General features: G+C 42.8%; 12 protein-coding genes, 1 tRNA gene and 3 rRNA genes. 6 read left to right on the forward strand and 10 right to left on the reverse strand.

Annotated elements, in window-relative coordinates; translation table 11 throughout:
* Window positions 1–18: 18 nt before the first annotated feature.
* The 9 genes from FCN25_RS08710 to FCN25_RS08750 all read right to left on the reverse strand — a co-directional run bounded on the left by FCN25_RS08710 (window position 19) and on the right by FCN25_RS08750 (window position 11433).
* The gene (locus FCN25_RS08710; RefSeq protein WP_137223851.1) at window positions 19–1293 is read right to left on the reverse strand and encodes a CinA family nicotinamide mononucleotide deamidase-related protein; all 1275 of its coding nucleotides are present in this window, start codon (window positions 1291–1293) and stop codon (window positions 19–21) included.
* 689 nt (window positions 1294–1982) lie between these two features.
* Window positions 1983–2059, reverse strand: a tRNA-Asp gene (locus tag FCN25_RS08715).
* A 105-nt stretch (window positions 2060–2164) separates the two neighbouring features.
* A 5S ribosomal RNA gene (gene rrf, locus FCN25_RS08720) occupies window positions 2165–2280 on the reverse strand.
* 147 nt (window positions 2281–2427) lie between these two features.
* Window positions 2428–5332, reverse strand: a 23S ribosomal RNA gene (locus FCN25_RS08725).
* Between the two features lie 382 nt (window positions 5333–5714).
* A 16S ribosomal RNA gene (locus tag FCN25_RS08730) occupies window positions 5715–7259 on the reverse strand.
* The 16S, 23S and 5S rRNA genes sit together here with 1 tRNA gene alongside, the layout of an rRNA operon.
* Window positions 7260–7807: 548 nt before the next feature.
* Complete coding sequence (locus tag FCN25_RS08735; RefSeq protein ID WP_254693767.1) at window positions 7808–8314, reverse strand: TlpA disulfide reductase family protein; 507 nt, start codon at window positions 8312–8314, stop codon at window positions 7808–7810.
* A gap of 95 nt (window positions 8315–8409) precedes the next feature.
* Entirely contained in the window at window positions 8410–8892 is a 483-nt protein-coding gene (gene nrfF / locus FCN25_RS08740) for a heme lyase NrfEFG subunit NrfF (RefSeq protein WP_137223853.1), read from the reverse strand.
* Window positions 8892–9446, reverse strand: coding sequence for a DsbE family thiol:disulfide interchange protein (locus tag FCN25_RS08745; RefSeq protein WP_137223855.1), 555 nt, complete (start codon window positions 9444–9446; stop codon window positions 8892–8894). Before FCN25_RS08745 ends, nrfF begins: the two co-directional genes overlap by 1 nt.
* A 16-nt stretch (window positions 9447–9462) precedes the next feature.
* The gene (locus FCN25_RS08750) at window positions 9463–11433 is read right to left on the reverse strand and encodes a heme lyase CcmF/NrfE family subunit (protein ID WP_137223857.1); all 1971 of its coding nucleotides are present in this window, start codon (window positions 11431–11433) and stop codon (window positions 9463–9465) included.
* Between the two features lie 418 nt (window positions 11434–11851).
* Between FCN25_RS08750 and ccmI the strand changes: the two genes are divergently transcribed.
* Window positions 11852–13105, forward strand: coding sequence for a c-type cytochrome biogenesis protein CcmI (ccmI, locus tag FCN25_RS08755; RefSeq protein WP_137223859.1), 1254 nt, complete (start codon window positions 11852–11854; stop codon window positions 13103–13105).
* A 95-nt stretch (window positions 13106–13200) separates the two neighbouring features.
* Here ccmI and FCN25_RS08760 read toward each other — a convergent pair whose 3' ends face one another.
* A complete protein-coding gene (locus tag FCN25_RS08760; RefSeq protein ID WP_137223861.1) occupies window positions 13201–13494 on the reverse strand; it encodes a cytochrome c5 family protein in 294 nt (97 codons plus the stop codon).
* Between the two features lie 325 nt (window positions 13495–13819).
* Between FCN25_RS08760 and ccmA the strand changes: the two genes are divergently transcribed.
* From ccmA to ccmE, 5 genes are read left to right on the forward strand one after another with little or no spacing between them, the layout of a single operon-like run.
* Window positions 13820–14470 (forward strand): cytochrome c biogenesis heme-transporting ATPase CcmA, encoded by a 651-nt coding sequence (gene ccmA / locus FCN25_RS08765; protein ID WP_137223863.1) that lies wholly within the window; start codon window positions 13820–13822, stop codon window positions 14468–14470.
* Between the two features lie 9 nt (window positions 14471–14479).
* A complete protein-coding gene (gene ccmB, locus FCN25_RS08770) occupies window positions 14480–15166 on the forward strand; it encodes a heme exporter protein CcmB (RefSeq protein WP_137223865.1) in 687 nt (228 codons plus the stop codon).
* A complete protein-coding gene (ccmC, locus tag FCN25_RS08775; protein ID WP_137223867.1) occupies window positions 15166–15912 on the forward strand; it encodes a heme ABC transporter permease CcmC in 747 nt (248 codons plus the stop codon). Before ccmB ends, ccmC begins: the two co-directional genes overlap by 1 nt.
* The gene (gene ccmD, locus FCN25_RS08780; RefSeq protein ID WP_137223869.1) at window positions 15912–16124 is read left to right on the forward strand and encodes a heme exporter protein CcmD; all 213 of its coding nucleotides are present in this window, start codon (window positions 15912–15914) and stop codon (window positions 16122–16124) included. The genes ccmC and ccmD overlap by 1 nt, the downstream gene beginning before the upstream one ends.
* Complete coding sequence (ccmE, locus tag FCN25_RS08785) at window positions 16108–16602, forward strand: cytochrome c maturation protein CcmE (RefSeq protein WP_137223871.1); 495 nt, start codon at window positions 16108–16110, stop codon at window positions 16600–16602. The genes ccmD and ccmE overlap by 17 nt, the downstream gene beginning before the upstream one ends.
* Window positions 16603–16756: the final 154 nt, after the last annotated feature.

Consider the following 16756-nt stretch of genomic DNA (forward strand, 5'->3'; position numbering starts at 1 on the left):
AGCTAGACAAATATAGATTTACTTTGCGAACCGAGGAATTGACGGGTAATCAACAATAACGGCTTCTTCAAACAATGCGCGGCGAAGCATATCGTAAGCGATTGCCGTACTCATGCTCCTCACAAGCTGACGTGACCGCTTTGGCAATTTCACCATTTGGCTGTATACCCCGTGTTTAGTTGCCAATGCTATTGCAACGGTCCCTACAGGTTTGTCATCGGTTCCTCCATCAGGGCCAGCAATACCGCTAGTGGCTAACGCAAAATCACTGTCTAAGATCCCTCTTACACCTTGTGCCATTGCTTCAACGGTAGGAATAGACACTGCACCATGATCATCTAAAATCTGTGGATTAACGCCTAATACCTTCACTTTAGACTCATTACTGTAAGTCACTAATCCATGATGCAAGTATGATGAACTTCCGGCAAAATCGATTAATTGACTGGTGATCATGCCACCAGTACAAGACTCTGCCACACTAAGACTTAAACCGGACTGGTATAAACGATGATGGATCTCTTCAGACAATGTTGCTCGATTCTCAGCAACAACCGCACAGCCCAATAAGGCTTTAACCTGCTTGGTTACATCTGGTAATTGACGTATAGCTTTATCACCACGTGCGAATATCTTAATTTCAATATGTGGCATTGAAGAGCGATAGCCTAACTCTATCCCTGCCGGTAAAGTGATCTCTGACAGTGTATCGGCTAATGATGACTCGCCATGGCCGATAGTCAGTAGTTTTTCTAAAGCAGACTTTTGTTGAATACCAAACTCTTCTGTAATAAATGGAATAAACTGCTCGGTAATCATGTGCTTTAATTCAAATGGCACACCAGGTGTAAAAAACAACCAAGCATTATTCAGCTTTACTCTAAAACCACATGCGGTACCTACAGGATTATCAACCATTACTGCAGAAGCGGGTAACCAAGCTTGTTTTAAATTACTTTTGGCCATAACGCGATTGTTTCGACTAAACCAGTCTTCTAAATGTTCACGCCATTCAACATTCTCAACAAGGTCTTCACCCTTAGCATTAGCCATGGCTAATGCGGACATATCATCGCTGGTTGGCCCCAAACCACCATTTACAATAATTACATCTGCGTGCTTACTGCGTTCTTGAAATACAGCAACCAGATCATCCATTCGATCACCAACCGTCACTCGATATTGCATTTCTATACCCAATTCCATCATGGTATTAGCAACCCAAGCTGCATTAGTATCGACTATCTGGCCAGACAAGACCTCTTCACCAGTGCAAATCATTTCTAACTTCATGTGTGCCTCTCAACAATAATATATTAAGCAAATAAATAAAGAGTATCCTAAATATCATCAGCTTAATTCTTAAAGCATATTCAATAGCTGCTAACTTAAGTAACTTATAAATCAATAGCAAGCATAAAGGTATTTTTCAACACTAAACCTGTCATAAATTGCCATAACTAATCACAAAAACAGACTTGGACACTTTTTATCAGACAATGAATACCTTACAGTCTTATCTGTCCCTCAACATATTCTTTCGTAGATTAATTTTTTGGAGATTTTTCTTAATTGGTTGTAAGACCGAAGCTTTAATCAATGTATGGAAGAAGCTGATAAAGCCCTTTAAAAAGAAAAATAAATTATTAAAAATCAGATACGTACATAAAATATAACGATACTCTCTTTATGAGAAGATCCTTACATAACATGCTAAAAAGGAGATAATTTATTAATTAATTTAAAACGCTAATATGGGGACAATTAAGGTTCAATCGAGGGTGTAACTCTGTAAGACAAAATAGCCACAGCTTAAGACAAGGCTTCGATGTAACTGGCCGAGGTAACATGGCGCTAACCCGAGTGCTTTGCACATATGAGTTAAGTCGCTTGGTGATAACTAAAAATGACTCGGCTAAGCTGATACCTTGTTTATTTCAGATACAAAAAAGCCTCGTCTAATGACGAGGCTTCGATGTAATTGGCGGAGCGGACGGGACTCGAACCCGCGACCCCCGGCGTGACAGGCCGGTATTCTAACCAACTGAACTACCGCTCCTTTAGCAAATTGCTTACGCACGATGCTAAATACTTTTTAAGTCGCTAACGTGTCATGGCTAGGAGACTCGCTTCATATTGAAGCTACTCTTTCGAGTTATTAGGCGCCTGGAAATGACCTACTCTCACATGGGGAGACCCCACACTACCATCGGCGATACTGTGTTTCACTTCTGAGTTCGGAATGGGATCAGGTGGTGCCACAGCTCTATGGTTTCCAGACAAATTTTGCTTATCTAACGCATTTTTCTTAATGCATTAAATAATAATTCGGAAAGCTGATTATGCTTTATTAAAGCTTACTTGAGGTCTCGCACTGCTTAAGCGCTCTATTCTAACACTAAGGTCAGTAAAACCCATCTGGGTTGTATGGTTAAGCCTCACGGGTCATTAGTACAAGTTAGCTCAACGCCTCACAACGCTTACACACCTTGCCTATCAACGTAGTAGTCTCCTACGGCCCTTTAGAGAGCTTAAAGCTCTAGGGATGACTCATCTTAGGACTCGCTTCCCGCTTAGATGCTTTCAGCGGTTATCGATTCCGAACGTAGCTACCGGGCAATGCTATTGGCATAACAACCCGAACACCAGCGGTTCGTCCACTCCGGTCCTCTCGTACTAGGAGCAGCTTCCTTCAATCATCCAACGCCCACGGCAGATAGGGACCGAACTGTCTCACGACGTTCTGAACCCAGCTCGCGTACCACTTTAAATGGCGAACAGCCATACCCTTGGGACCGACTTCAGCCCCAGGATGTGATGAGCCGACATCGAGGTGCCAAACACCGCCGTCGATATGAACTCTTGGGCGGTATCAGCCTGTTATCCCCGGAGTACCTTTTATCCGTTGAGCGATGGCCCTTCCATTCAGAACCACCGGATCACTATGACCTACTTTCGTACCTGCTCGACGTGTATGTCTCGCAGTTAAGCTGGCTTATGCCATTGCACTAACCGTACGATGTCCGACCGTACTTAGCCAACCTTCGTGCTCCTCCGTTACTCTTTGGGAGGAGACCGCCCCAGTCAAACTACCCACCAGGCACTGTCCCGAACCCCGATAAGGGGCCGCGGTTAGAACATCAAAACTACAAGGGTGGTATTTCAAGATTGACTCCACTCTGACTAGCGTCAAAGTTTCAAAGTCTCCCACCTATCCTACACATGTAGGTTCAATGTTCAGTGCCAAGCTATAGTAAAGGTTCACGGGGTCTTTCCGTCTAGCCGCGGGTATACGGCATCTTCACCGCAATTTCAACTTCACTGAGTCTCGGCTGGAGACAGCGTGGCCATCATTACGCCATTCGTGCAGGTCGGAACTTACCCGACAAGGAATTTCGCTACCTTAGGACCGTTATAGTTACGGCCGCCGTTTACCGGGGCTTCGATCATGAGCTTCTCCGAAGATAACCCAATCAATTAACCTTCCGGCACCGGGCAGGCGTCATACCGTATACGTCATCTTGCGATTTTGCACAGTACTGTGTTTTTGATAAACAGTTGCAGCCACCTGGTATCTGCGACTGCCGTCAGCTTAGGGAGCAAGTCCCATCACCGACAGCAGCGTACCTTCTCCCGAAGTTACGGTACCATTTTGCCTAGTTCCTTCAGCCGAGTTCTCTCAAGCGCCTTGGTATTCTCTACCCGACCACCTGTGTCGGTTTGGGGTACGATTTCTACTAACCTGAAGCTTAGAAGATTTTCCTGGAAGCATGGCATCAACTACTTCATCACCTTAGTGACTCGTCATCAGCTCTCAACCTGTACATTTAAGTACGTATTCCCGGATTTGCCTAAGAATACAGCCTACTACCTTAAACGCGGACTACCAACGCCGCGCTAGCCTAGCCTTCTCCGTCTCTCCATCGCAGTTAGCAAAAGTACAGAAATATTAATCTGTTTCCCATCGATTACGCCTTTCGGCCTCACCTTAGGGGTCGACTCACCCTGCCCCGATTAACGTTGGACAGGAACCCTTGGTCTTTCGGCGAGGGAGTTTTTCACTCCCTTTATCGTTACTCATGTCAGCATTCGCACTTCTGATACGTCCAGTGTGGGTTACCCCTTCACCTTCAACCGCTTACAGAACGCTCCTCTACCGCGCACACCTAATGGCATGCACCCGTAGCTTCGGTGGTATGTTTAGCCCCGTTAAATCTTCCGCGCAGGCCGACTCGACTAGTGAGCTATTACGCTTTCTTTAAATGATGGCTGCTTCTAAGCCAACATCCTAGCTGTCTAAGCCTTCCCACATCGTTTCCCACTTAACATACACTTTGGGACCTTAGCTGACGGTCTGGGTTGTTTCCCTTTTGACAACGGACGTTAGCACCCGCTGTCTGTCTCCCGAGTAGTACTCATTGGTATTCGGAGTTTGCAAAGGGTTGGTAAGTCGGGATGACCCCCTAGCCTTAACAGTGCTCTACCCCCAATGGTATTCGCTCGAGGCGCTACCTAAATAGCTTTCGAGGAGAACCAGATATCTCCGAGTTTGATTGGCCTTTCACCCCCAGCCACAAGTCATCCGCTCATTTTTCAACATAAGTCGGTTCGGTCCTCCAGTTGATGTTACTCAACCTTCAACCTGCCCATGGCTAGATCACTCGGTTTCGGGTCTACGCCTTGCAACTAAACGCGCAGTTAACACTCGGTTTCCCTACGGCTCCGCTATTCGCTTAACCTCGCTACAAAACGTAAGTCGCTGACCCATTATACAAAAGGTACGCAGTCACGGTCTCAAGAACCGCTCCCACTGCTTGTACGTACACGGTTTCAGGTTCTATTTCACTCCCCTCACAGGGGTTCTTTTCGCCTTTCCCTCACGGTACTGGTTCACTATCGGTCAGTCAGGAGTATTTAGCCTTGGAGGATGGTCCCCCCATATTCAAACAGGATGTCACGTGTCCCGCCTTACTCGTTTTCATCTATGGTTAGTTTTCATGTACGGGGCTATCACCCTGTGCCGCTGTGCTTTCCAACACATTCCACTAACACCCCATAGACTTAAGGGCTAATCCCCGTTCGCTCGCCGCTACTAGGGGAATCTCGGTTGATTTCTTTTCCTCCGGGTACTTAGATGTTTCAGTTCCCCGGGTTTGCCTCACTACACTATGTATTCATGTAGTGATAACAGCTTATGCTGCTGGGTTTCCCCATTCGGATATCGTTAGCTCAAATGCTTATTACTAGCTCGCCAACGCTTTTCGCAAGTTATTACGTCCTTCATCGCCTCTGACTGCCAAGGCATCCACCGTATACGCTTAGTCACTTAACCATACAACCCAAATGAGTTTCACTTGCGTGAACCACCTGCGTTATATCGCAACTAGCTGGTTTTTACTTGTCTCACCTCCAGGGTAGGAAGTGGACTCGCCTTAGTTTTTAGAATATTCAAGACACTTAAACAGTGTTTTGAGAACTCAAGATACTGATGCTTTCGCATCAGTAATATTTTTCGCACTAACGTAATCACACAAACGACAACGAATTATCATCTATGCGCCTTTAGTTAGTACTATCAGCTTTCCAAATTGTTAAAGAACAATGCTAACCGGCTCGCGGCGCATTTCACTCTACTTCCGAAGAAGTTAACAAGTAATCTGTGTGAACACTCACATGCATCTCTGCACTTTTAGGTATTGAGTTAGTCGTATAGGTAAGGAGGTGATCCAGCCCCAGGTTCCCCTAGGGCTACCTTGTTACGACTTCACCCCAGTCATGAACCACAAAGTGGTGAGCGTTCTCCCGAAGGTTAAACTACCCACTTCTTTTGCAGCCCACTCCCATGGTGTGACGGGCGGTGTGTACAAGGCCCGGGAACGTATTCACCGTAGCATTCTGATCTACGATTACTAGCGATTCCGACTTCATGGAGTCGAGTTGCAGACTCCAATCCGGACTACGACGTACTTTGTGAGATTAGCTCCACCTCGCGGCTTTGCAACCCTCTGTATACGCCATTGTAGCACGTGTGTAGCCCTACTCGTAAGGGCCATGATGACTTGACGTCGTCCCCACCTTCCTCCGGTTTATCACCGGCAGTCTCCCTAGAGTTCCCACCATTACGTGCTGGCAAATAAGGATAGGGGTTGCGCTCGTTGCGGGACTTAACCCAACATTTCACAACACGAGCTGACGACAGCCATGCAGCACCTGTCTCACAGTTCCCGAAGGCACACCAGAATCTCTTCCGGCTTCTGTGGATGTCAAGAGTAGGTAAGGTTCTTCGCGTTGCATCGAATTAAACCACATGCTCCACCGCTTGTGCGGGCCCCCGTCAATTCATTTGAGTTTTAACCTTGCGGCCGTACTCCCCAGGCGGTCTACTTAATGCGTTAGCTTGGGAGCCCAGTGACTAAGTCACCAAACTCCGAGTAGACATCGTTTACGGCGTGGACTACCAGGGTATCTAATCCTGTTTGCTCCCCACGCTTTCGTACATGAGCGTCAGTCTTTGTCCAGGGGGCCGCCTTCGCCACCGGTATTCCTTCAGATCTCTACGCATTTCACCGCTACACCTGAAATTCTACCCCCCTCTACAAGACTCTAGTTCACCAGTTCTAAATGCAATTCCCAGGTTGAGCCCGGGGATTTCACATCTAGCTTAATGAACCGCCTGCGTACGCTTTACGCCCAGTAATTCCGATTAACGCTCGGACCCCTCGTATTACCGCGGCTGCTGGCACGAAGTTAGCCGGTCCTTCTTCTGTAGGTAACGTCACAGCAGCGTGCTATTAACACGCTACCTTTCCTCCCTACTGAAAGTGCTTTACAACCCGAAGGCCTTCTTCACACACGCGGCATGGCTGCATCAGGGTTTCCCCCATTGTGCAATATTCCCCACTGCTGCCTCCCGTAGGAGTCTGGGCCGTGTCTCAGTCCCAGTGTGGCTGATCATCCTCTCAGAACAGCTAGGGATCGTCGCCTTGGTGAGCCATTACCTCACCAACTAGCTAATCCCACCTAGGTTCATCCAATCGCGAAAGGCCCGAAGGTCCCCTCCTTTCCCCCGTAGGGCGTATGCGGTATTAGCAGTCGTTTCCAACTGTTATCCCCCTCGACTGGGCAGATCCCTAGGCATTACTCACCCGTCCGCCGCTCGTCAGCAAAGAAAGCAAGCTTCCTCTCTGTTACCGCTCGACTTGCATGTGTTAGGCCTGCCGCCAGCGTTCAATCTGAGCCATGATCAAACTCTTCAATTAAAGTTTTTTGAAATACTCTGTTAGGAATATCTCGGCTCAATGAATTCTGATTTACACCTTATAAACTCGGAAGAATCTATAAAATGCTTGTTACATATTGCTATGAACATTCATCGTTGCATTGAGTTGAAATTTTTTGATTGCCAACATTCCGAAGAACAGAAGACAATTTCGAATAACTCAATACCTGTGAATGTCCACACAGATTTCTTGTTTAGATTGTTAAAGAACGTTGCTCACTATGAAGAAGTTTAAGTCTTTCATGTTAGCAGCCTAAGACGCTAGGTCGTTGGCTTGGGGTGCGTATTTTACGCTTCCCCGTGTTGGCGTCAAGTGTTTTTTCAAACTTTCTTTTCGCTGCTGAACTCAGTGTTTTGAAGCACTTAATTCAACCTAACCCGGTGACCGCTTGCGCTGTCTGCCGTGTCAGTGGATGCGCATTATAGGCAACACAAGATTTAGTGCAACCCCTTTTTTAATAAAAAAGGATCGCTTGGCGATCTTTTCACCAATAGCGATCCTTTTATTCTTTTTAATTTTATTTTTGCTTATTTATTGTGCTTTTTATACTTTGTGCTGAATTGAGACAAAAACGTTATGGCATTTTCATCATCCCAATCAACGTATGAACGAACATAGGCCACCAGCTCACCTTGCTCATTTAAGATAAATGTTGCAGGTATTGTGTCGAGTGGAAATACATCACGTAGTTGTTGGTGTGGATCAAAGTAAGAATCAAAAGCCGATAAACCTAAGTCAGCTAAAAATGGCTGTACAATCTTTGCCGCTTCAGCATCAATTGAAATCGGCACTAATGCAAATTGTTCAGCATTGAGCGTTTGATTTAAGCGATGTAATGCAGGGAGCTCTCTAACACATGGAGGACACCAAGTAGCCCAAAGATTAACAACTACCACTTTTCCTTTATATTGCTCAAAATTGACAGACTCACCTACGAGGTCAGTAAAATCGACTAAAGCAACTGGAAATGGCTGTGGTAGTACATTAATCCGCTCAAGGGTTGATTCAGAGGTTTGCTCTGCGGCAGCCTGCATACCAGGGTATGCATTAGCCACGCTTATAATACCAATAAGAAAGAAGCTACTGAAGATAATTGCAAACCACTGTTTCAAGGTTAATACTCCATTGTTTACTTAGTTGTCTTATCATTATTTAAAAGTGCATCCAACTCAGCCTGCTGCTCTGTCGATAAGGTTGTTGATTCAGATTCTTGGATACGTTGTTTCCGTACAAAGATAAAACCAATAAAAAGACCCAAAATAAGTAAACCGAATGGACCAAGCCATAGAATATACGTTTCAGAATCTAACTTTGGTTTATACAAAACAAAATTACCATAGCGACTGGTCATAAAATTGATAATTTCATCATCAGATTTCCCGCCATCAACCATCTTGTATACTTCAAGACGTAAATCTTTCGCAACTGGAGAGTTTGAATCGACCAAGTTTTGATTCTGACATTGTGGACAACGTAATTGGTCCGAGAGTGCCAATGCTCTTTCCTGATTCTCTACAGATTTAAACTCGTAAGTATCTACTGGTGTAGCCATAACAGACCCAGCAAATAATAGACTCGCGCAACCGAGTAAAAAATGAGTGATAATTTTCATTACGATGCTCCATCTATTTTAGCTTCAGCCTGTAATTGCTGAATCATCGGATACAAAGTTTGTGTCCAAACCGTTTGATCTATTGGTCCTGCATAGCGATATCGAATAATACCGTTATGATCAACAATAAATGTTTCGGGAGCACCATAAACTCCAAGATCTAAACCCATTCGACCATTTACGTCAAAGAGGTTCATGGTATATGGGTCGCCTTGAGTCCTTAACTCTTTTACCGCTAATGCACGCTCGTCGCGGTAATTGATGCCGTAAATAGGCAATATGTTACGTTTAGATAACATCAGTAAATAAGGATGTTCATATTTACATGCTGGACACCAAGTCGCCCAAAAGTTCAGCATAGACACTTTTGCTGGAAGATCTTTCTCAGTGACAAGTTCACTAGGCACTTCTAAACGCTCAAGTTGGAAAGCCGGTAATGGCTTTCCTTCTAATGCAGAATCGAGCACCTTAGGATTAAGAAATAACCCCTGGTATAAAAATACACCCATAACCAAAAATATGACCAAAGGTATAAACAGAACTAACTTCTTCATAATGTCTCCGAGTTAATTAAGCTGTCGCTAGTTTTTCTTTTACTGCATTTACTGTAGCGACTTGCTTCACACGATAGCGCTTATCTGACGCTGCGAGGAAGCCCCCAATCATCATAAAGATTGAACCAAACCACAACCAACGAACAAAAGGTTTGTAATTAAGGCGTACTGCAAACTCAGTTAAGCTAATCGGATCACCCATAGTGACATAGAGATCTCGGAATAATCCCCAATCAATGCCAGCTTCGGTCATATCCATAGTACGTACGTTATATTGACGACGGTCAGGCTTTAATAAAGTGAGTAATTCATCATCTTTATAAACCTCAATCTGACCTTGCTTCGCAGTATAGTTAGGACCGACAACATTTTTAGTTTCTAAATACTTAAATGTATAACCAGCCAGTTCCTGACTAATACCAGGTCCCATACGTACGCTTTTTTCGATTGAATAATTAGACACCATAGTGGCACCTAAAACAGAGACGGCAATACCAAAGTGAGCGAAGAGCATCCCTAATTGGCTGCGTCCCATTTTATTAAGACTGATGCTTCCGTCTTTATTACTCACCATATTATAAGCTGCACGTAGAGTAGCTAGCATTATCCACGTTGTCGCACCGACACCACACATTACCCAAGCGTTAAACTCGCCGCCTGCAACAAAAGGAGCAGCAACACCCACAACTAACGCTATGATAGCTGGGACAAGTAACTGTCTTTTGATTTCACCAGGTTTAGATTTCTTCCAACGTATAATTGGACCAATACCCATAAAGCCAAATAAGACTAATACAATAGGCACAAATACGGCATTAAAATATGGAGGGCCAACCGAAATCTTGCTCATACCCAATGCATCAATAAGTAGTGGGTAAAGTGTACCGAGTAATACGGTACCCGCTGCAACAGTCAGTAATACGTTACAAATCAGCAGCAAGGTTTCTTTCGATTTTAGTTCAAATCGTGCTGGACTACTCATTTCACTGGCACGGAATGCAAATAGTGTTAACGATCCACCAATAGCAATACCCAATAACAATAGGATGAATAAACCACGACTAGGGTCAGCAGCGAATGAATGCACTGACGTTAACACGCCCGAACGTACAATAAAGGTACCAAGTAAACTTAATGAGAATGCGAAAATAGATAGCAATACAGTCCAGTTACGGAATGCACCACGTTTTTCAGTCACAATTAACGAGTGCACGAGTGCAGTACCAACTAACCAAGGCATAAATGAAGCATTTTCAACTGGGTCCCAGAACCACCAACCGCCCCAACCTAATTCGTAATACGCCCACCAAGAACCTAATGAAATACCACCGGTTAAAAATATCCAAGCAGCTAATGTCCAAGGACGACTCCAACGGGCCCATGCAGAGTCAAGTCTGCCACTCATTAACGCTGCAATAGCGAAAGCGAAACAGACAGAAAAACCTACATATCCTAGATATAGCATCGGCGGATGGAAAATTAAGCCAACATCTTGCAACATTGGGTTTAAGTCTCGCCCTTCTAGAGGTATAGGGAATAGTCGTTCAAATGGGCTTGATGTAAGTATCATGAATAAACTAAAGCCGACGACAATCATTGCTAGTATTGATAATACCCTAGCAGTAAATACTTCTTCTAAACCTTTACTGAATAGTGCAACAGATGCTGTCCATACAGATAATGCGAAGACCCAGAATAACAATGACCCTTCATGACCACCCCACACAGCAGCAATTTTGAAGAATATAGGTAGTTCGGAGTTGGAATGATGTGCAACATAAGCCACAGAGAAATCATCAACAGCAAAGCTGTATCCGAGTGCGATAACCGATAGAGTGATGAAGAAAAACATTCCATATGTCAGTGGCCAAGCATAACGAACGAGATACTGGTCTTTACGAGCGGCACCATATAACGGTACGGTCGCTAACAGTAGGGCAAAAGCCAAACCGAGAATTAGCGAGAAATGTCCAAGTTCTGGGATCATGGGTATTCCTTAGTCTAAAAGATGAGCGGATTTGAAACAAACAAATCACGGCAGTACTAATTTATGCGATGAAACTAATATACGCACATTAGCTTAAACGAATTTTAACGCATTCTAAAACTTGCTATGGCTTCTGTCTGCCATTTTCGTACAAAATTGGGTCACTAGTCTCATTATGAACATCGATTTGATCAAAACAAAAACTTTTAACTACCTATCTGACAAATTTACCTCTGTAAAGTTTAACCATTAGTTAGACCAAGTATTCAATATGTGAACCAGTACGCAACTCTCAGGATTTGGATTCATATCTTTTCTTATATTACTGTTCAATGAATAATCTTTACGTATAATCAAGTTTCCAAGCACGGCGGTATATACCGTTTTCTCAGTTAACCTAAAAGTGAATATTGACACCATGACCACATTTTGGATTTTTATTGCGCTTGTCGTAGTTATCGGCCTAATCATGATTTGGGTTCCGCATTTTCGCCAGACAAAGCTGTTACAAGCTGAAGAGTCTGGCGTTCGTAGACAAACTAACCTTGAACTATATGCAGAACGTTTAGCTATACTTGAAAAAGAATTACACAACGAACATTTAGATCAAGTCGAATTTGATGCATTAAAAAAAGAGCTTGAAATAAATCTGCTTCAAGACATGCAACAGAAGGGGGATGACTCTCTTGATGTCGAAATGAAGCCTAAAAGTGCTTTGTGGCCTGTTTTTATGACCTTTTGCTTGCTAGCGATATCTGGTTATTTATATCAACAACTTGGTGCTTACGACGAATTAGCTAATCCACCACAGGCAAGTAACCCGCATCAAGGTATGGACGCGGGGCAAATTATGTCGCAACAAGTACAGATGATGGAAGCCAAAGTGCAAGCGCAGCCAGACGATAGCCAAGCTTGGTTTAGTCTTGGTCATGCTTATATTTCTGCTAACCAATATGATAAAGCGATTTCTGCATTTGATAAAGTCATGGAACTCGTGGGCACTCAGGCTGAACTTCTCGGGCCTAAAGCAACAGCTTTGTATTATAAAGCTAATCAACAGATGTCACCGGCGATTCAAGCTATAATTGATCAATCTTTAGCGTTAGACCCACAAGACCCTTCTACACTACTTCTCGTAGGTATGGATGCGTTCTTTACCGCAAACTACAAGAAAGCTATTGATGCTTGGCAAATGATCTTAGACAGTGACCGTGATGATGTTGATAGAACTGCATTAATGAACGCAATTCAGTCTGCTAATATGCGCCTTGGTGAAGATTCAAGTGCAATGCCTAATGATGCCAATCACAAATCTGTTATAGCTAACAATGAAAAAACTGTAGCCATTGAAATATCTATTTCACCGGATTTAGCTGATAAAGTAGCAGATACAGATACGGTCTTTATTTTCGCTCGTTCAACTCAAGGTCCGAAAGTACCATTAGCTGCAACTAAGATTAGTGCAAGTAGTTTACCGATGACGATTACTCTAGATGACAGTACCTCAATGGGTGGCGATGTAACACTAAGTTCAGCACAAGAAGTAGAAGTCATTGCTGTATTGTCTAAGAATGGCAGCGTTAAACCACAATCAGGCGATTTAAAAGGTATGGTTAAAGCTGTCAAAGTGGGTGGAAATGCTGTACTAATACTAGATACCTTAGTACAGTAACAACGATCAATATGAGTGATGTTATAGGTTAACATTACTCATATTTCCCCATAAAAAAACCGGCTATTAAGCCGGTTTTTTGATCTAATTGAAAATTACTTGGACATAAACTGAATTGCGTTTTTGTAATCTTCATCAGTACAGTCAGTACACATACCACCTGGTGGCATTGCATTTAAACCAGACTTAACTGAACCTACTAAGGTATCTAAACCTTTCGCTAGGCGTGGTTCCCATGCCGCAGCATCATGAGCTTTAGGCGCACCGGCCACACCCATTGTATGACATACTTGACACGCTTTATTAAATACAGCTTCACCTTCTTGAGCAAATACATTTGCAGACAAAGTTAGTGCAGCTACTGCAGTCATTGCTAACAATTTTTTCATGTTTAACGTTCCTAATTGCAAATATACAAAGCTTAACGCCGCCCTTTGATTTAGAAGGCAGACTCATTTTAGCAACACTAGGTTACTACAAATAGCAAAAAAACTCATCTTTTTGTGATAACAATCTCAGCTTAGTCCCTAAATTAAGACAATCTGTGTAGTTCAGGTAATATATTAGTAATTGTTAAAAAAGTTCAAACTAGATTCATTATTTTGGAACCATATCAAATTGCTAACACTTAATCAGTAGCAACACTAAACCGATAAAAGTGTTTGTGTTAATATCTTTTTGAATTCATCCTCACGCGTAAATTAAGAGGGATAAGTGACTATATCAAACCAATCACAAGTACTATTAAGTGCCAACGAATTAACCTGTATTCGGGAAGAACGCATTTTATTTGATGAACTTAGTTTTAATATCAATGCCGGTGATATTGTCCAAATTGAAGGTCCTAATGGTGCTGGAAAAACCAGTCTATTGCGTATTATTGCTGGTTTATCACGCCCATATGCAGGTGAAGTTGAATATAATGGCGAAAACATCAATCGATGTAGAGACGAATTTAATCTCGACCTTTTGTACCTTGGACATTTAGCTGGAGTAAAAAGTGAGCTTACAGCGGAAGAAAACCTTAATTTCAATTTAAGAATTAGTGGTTATGATGATTTTGATACCACAGAGATTTTAGAGAAAGTGAATTTAGCGGGTTTTGAAGAAGCTCTTGCGGGCCACTTATCTGCGGGGCAACATCGACGAACTGCATTAGCAAGGTTACAGCATAGTAACTGTAAGATATGGATCCTCGATGAACCATTTACCGCGATTGATAAAAAAGGTGTTGAAGAACTAGAACAACTTTTTATTCAACACGCCCAATCGGGAGGGTGTGTGGTGTTAACCACTCACCAAGATATGGGCATTATTAATGATGCCATATTACGTAAAATCACTCTCGACTATCGCTTTGTATAAGGTATTTGAATGAAACGAGGAATCAGTTACACCAACGCATTCATGACGCTTTTGCAACGTGACTTAAGAATTGCAATCCGACATCGTGGTGATATTTTTAACCCACTGTTATTTTTTATTCTAGTAGTCACTCTTTTCCCTTTAGGAATTGGACCAGAACCTCAAGTGTTAACTAGAGTAGCACCAGGGATAATTTGGGTAGCGGCGTTATTAGCTTCAATGTTGTCGTTAGAGCGATTATTCAAAGCGGATTACAATGATGGCAGCTTAGAGCAAATGCTTCTGAGCCCACAACCATTAGCATTAATGGTATTAGCAAAAGTACTTGCGCATTGGATACTCACAGGCGTTCCGTTGATTTTAGTTGCACCATTACTCGCAGTACTATTACATTTAGACGACAATAGTTACGGTGCATTAATGTCAACACTAGCATTAGGTACACCAATATTATCATTACTAGGTGCAATAGGTGTTGCACTAACCGTTGGACTCAGAAAAGGAGGAGTGTTACTAAGCTTACTCATTCTACCTTTATATATACCTGTACTGATTTTTGCCACAAGTGCAATTGATGCTGCGGGACTTAACATGGCTTATAATGGTCAGCTTGCGATACTTGCAGCGATGTTGATCGGTTCTTTAATCTTGGCACCTTTCGCAATTGGCGCCTCTTTACGTGTGAGTACAAACTAATGTGGAAATGGCTTCATACATATGCAGACCCAGAACGAGCATACAAATTATCTGGCACTCTATTGCCTTGGTTTGCCTGTCTAGCAATCGCGTTAATTGGTTTAGGGACAACATGGGGGTTATTGTTTGCTCCTATGGATTATCAACAAGGAGATAGCTTTCGCATAATCTATATCCATGTTCCAGCAGCATCTATGTCAATGGCAGCTTATATGGCGATGGCATCAGCTTCATTTGTTGGTTTGGTGTGGCAAATTAAATCTGCTGATTGGGCTGCTGCTGCAATTGCTCCTGTTGGTGCCATCATCACCTTTATCGCTTTGCTCACGGGCTCTGCTTGGGGAAAACCGATGTGGGGTACTTGGTGGGTATGGGACGCACGTCTAACATCTGAGCTAGTATTGTTGTTTTTATATCTGGGTGTTATTTCACTCTATGCATCATTCGAAGATAAAGTTCTTGCCGCTAGAGCTTCTGGCATTCTTGCTATTGTAGGTGTAATTAATATCCCTATTATAAAATACTCTGTTGATTGGTGGAGTAGTTTACATCAACCATCTACTATTAAAATTACTGAAAAATCTACAATGTCGAGTGATATGTTGTACCCATTATTAATTAACATGGCTGGATTTGGCCTAATGATCGGGGCGATTACCCTCATTAGATATAGAACAGAGATTCTTGCTCGAAATGGAATGCGTCCATGGGTGAGAGACTTAGCAACCGTAGAGGAGGCAAAATAATGCAATTTGATTCATTCAAAGATTTTCTTGATATGGGCGGTTATGCATTCTATGTTTGGCTATCCTATGGTGTAACGTTTGGCTGTTTGGCTGTTTTAATCACTCTTAGCGTTAGACAAAAACGTAAGGTTCTGATTGAAATTGCTAAAAAGATAACCCGCGAACAACGCTTGAAAGAAACAAGAGGTAATAACCGTGAATCCAAGACGTAAAAAAAGATTAACGCTGGCAGTTGGATTAATTGGAGGCGTCGCAGCAGTTGCTTCATTATTGCTGTTCGCATTAAATTCAAATTTAAATTTGTTCTATACACCGTATGAAATTACTCACGGAAAAAATGATACAGGTGTAATGCCTGAGGTGGGTCAACGGCTTAGAGTTGGTGGCATGGTAACTATTGGTTCAATGAAACGAGATCCAGAAAGTTTGCATGTTGAATTTGCGGTACATGATTCAGCGGGCGGAACTGTGTTCGTAACATATGATGACTTATTGCCTGACTTATTTAGAGAAGGCCAAGGTATTGTTGCCCAAGGGGTACTTGTAGAGTCAGGTAAGTTAGAAGCAACAGAAGTGCTTGCTAAGCATGATGAAAATTATATGCCACCCGAAGTTGCTGAAGCTATGGGACAAAAGCATGAAAAGCCGGAATATTCAGAAAAACAAGCTGAAGGTTACAAGTATCAATAGACAAATTTAGACAATCAAATATCTAAAATGACGAATGCCAATCTTATGATTGGCATTTTTATACCTATAAAACACTCTTAGCATCAAAAGAATGAAGCCATAGTTACATGTCAAAGCATGGATAAACGAATTTATTTGATTAACTATGTGGGTT

The sequence above is a fragment of the Shewanella sp. MEBiC00475 genome, assembly GCF_005234075.1.
GTDB classification, from domain to species: Bacteria; Pseudomonadota; Gammaproteobacteria; order Enterobacterales; family Shewanellaceae; genus Shewanella; species Shewanella polaris.

Excerpts from the sequence above, each read along its gene's own strand:
- ccmD (WP_137223869.1), top strand. The coding sequence starts at position 15,912 with ATGCAATTTGATTCATTCAAAGATTTTCTTGATATGGGCGGTTATGCA.
- FCN25_RS08735 (WP_254693767.1), bottom strand. The coding sequence starts at position 8,314 with ATGCAGGCTGCCGCAGAGCAAACCTCTGAATCAACCCTTGAGCGGATT.
- FCN25_RS08750 (WP_137223857.1), bottom strand. The coding sequence starts at position 11,433 with ATGATCCCAGAACTTGGACATTTCTCGCTAATTCTCGGTTTGGCTTTT.
- ccmC (WP_137223867.1), top strand. The coding sequence starts at position 15,166 with ATGTGGAAATGGCTTCATACATATGCAGACCCAGAACGAGCATACAAA.
- FCN25_RS08760 (WP_137223861.1), bottom strand. The coding sequence starts at position 13,494 with ATGAAAAAATTGTTAGCAATGACTGCAGTAGCTGCACTAACTTTGTCT.
- ccmI (WP_137223859.1), top strand. The coding sequence starts at position 11,852 with ATGACCACATTTTGGATTTTTATTGCGCTTGTCGTAGTTATCGGCCTA.
- nrfF (WP_137223853.1), bottom strand. The coding sequence starts at position 8,892 with ATGAAAATTATCACTCATTTTTTACTCGGTTGCGCGAGTCTATTATTT.
- FCN25_RS08745 (WP_137223855.1), bottom strand. The coding sequence starts at position 9,446 with ATGAAGAAGTTAGTTCTGTTTATACCTTTGGTCATATTTTTGGTTATG.
- ccmB (WP_137223865.1), top strand. The coding sequence starts at position 14,480 with ATGAAACGAGGAATCAGTTACACCAACGCATTCATGACGCTTTTGCAA.
- FCN25_RS08710 (WP_137223851.1), bottom strand. The coding sequence starts at position 1,293 with ATGAAGTTAGAAATGATTTGCACTGGTGAAGAGGTCTTGTCTGGCCAG.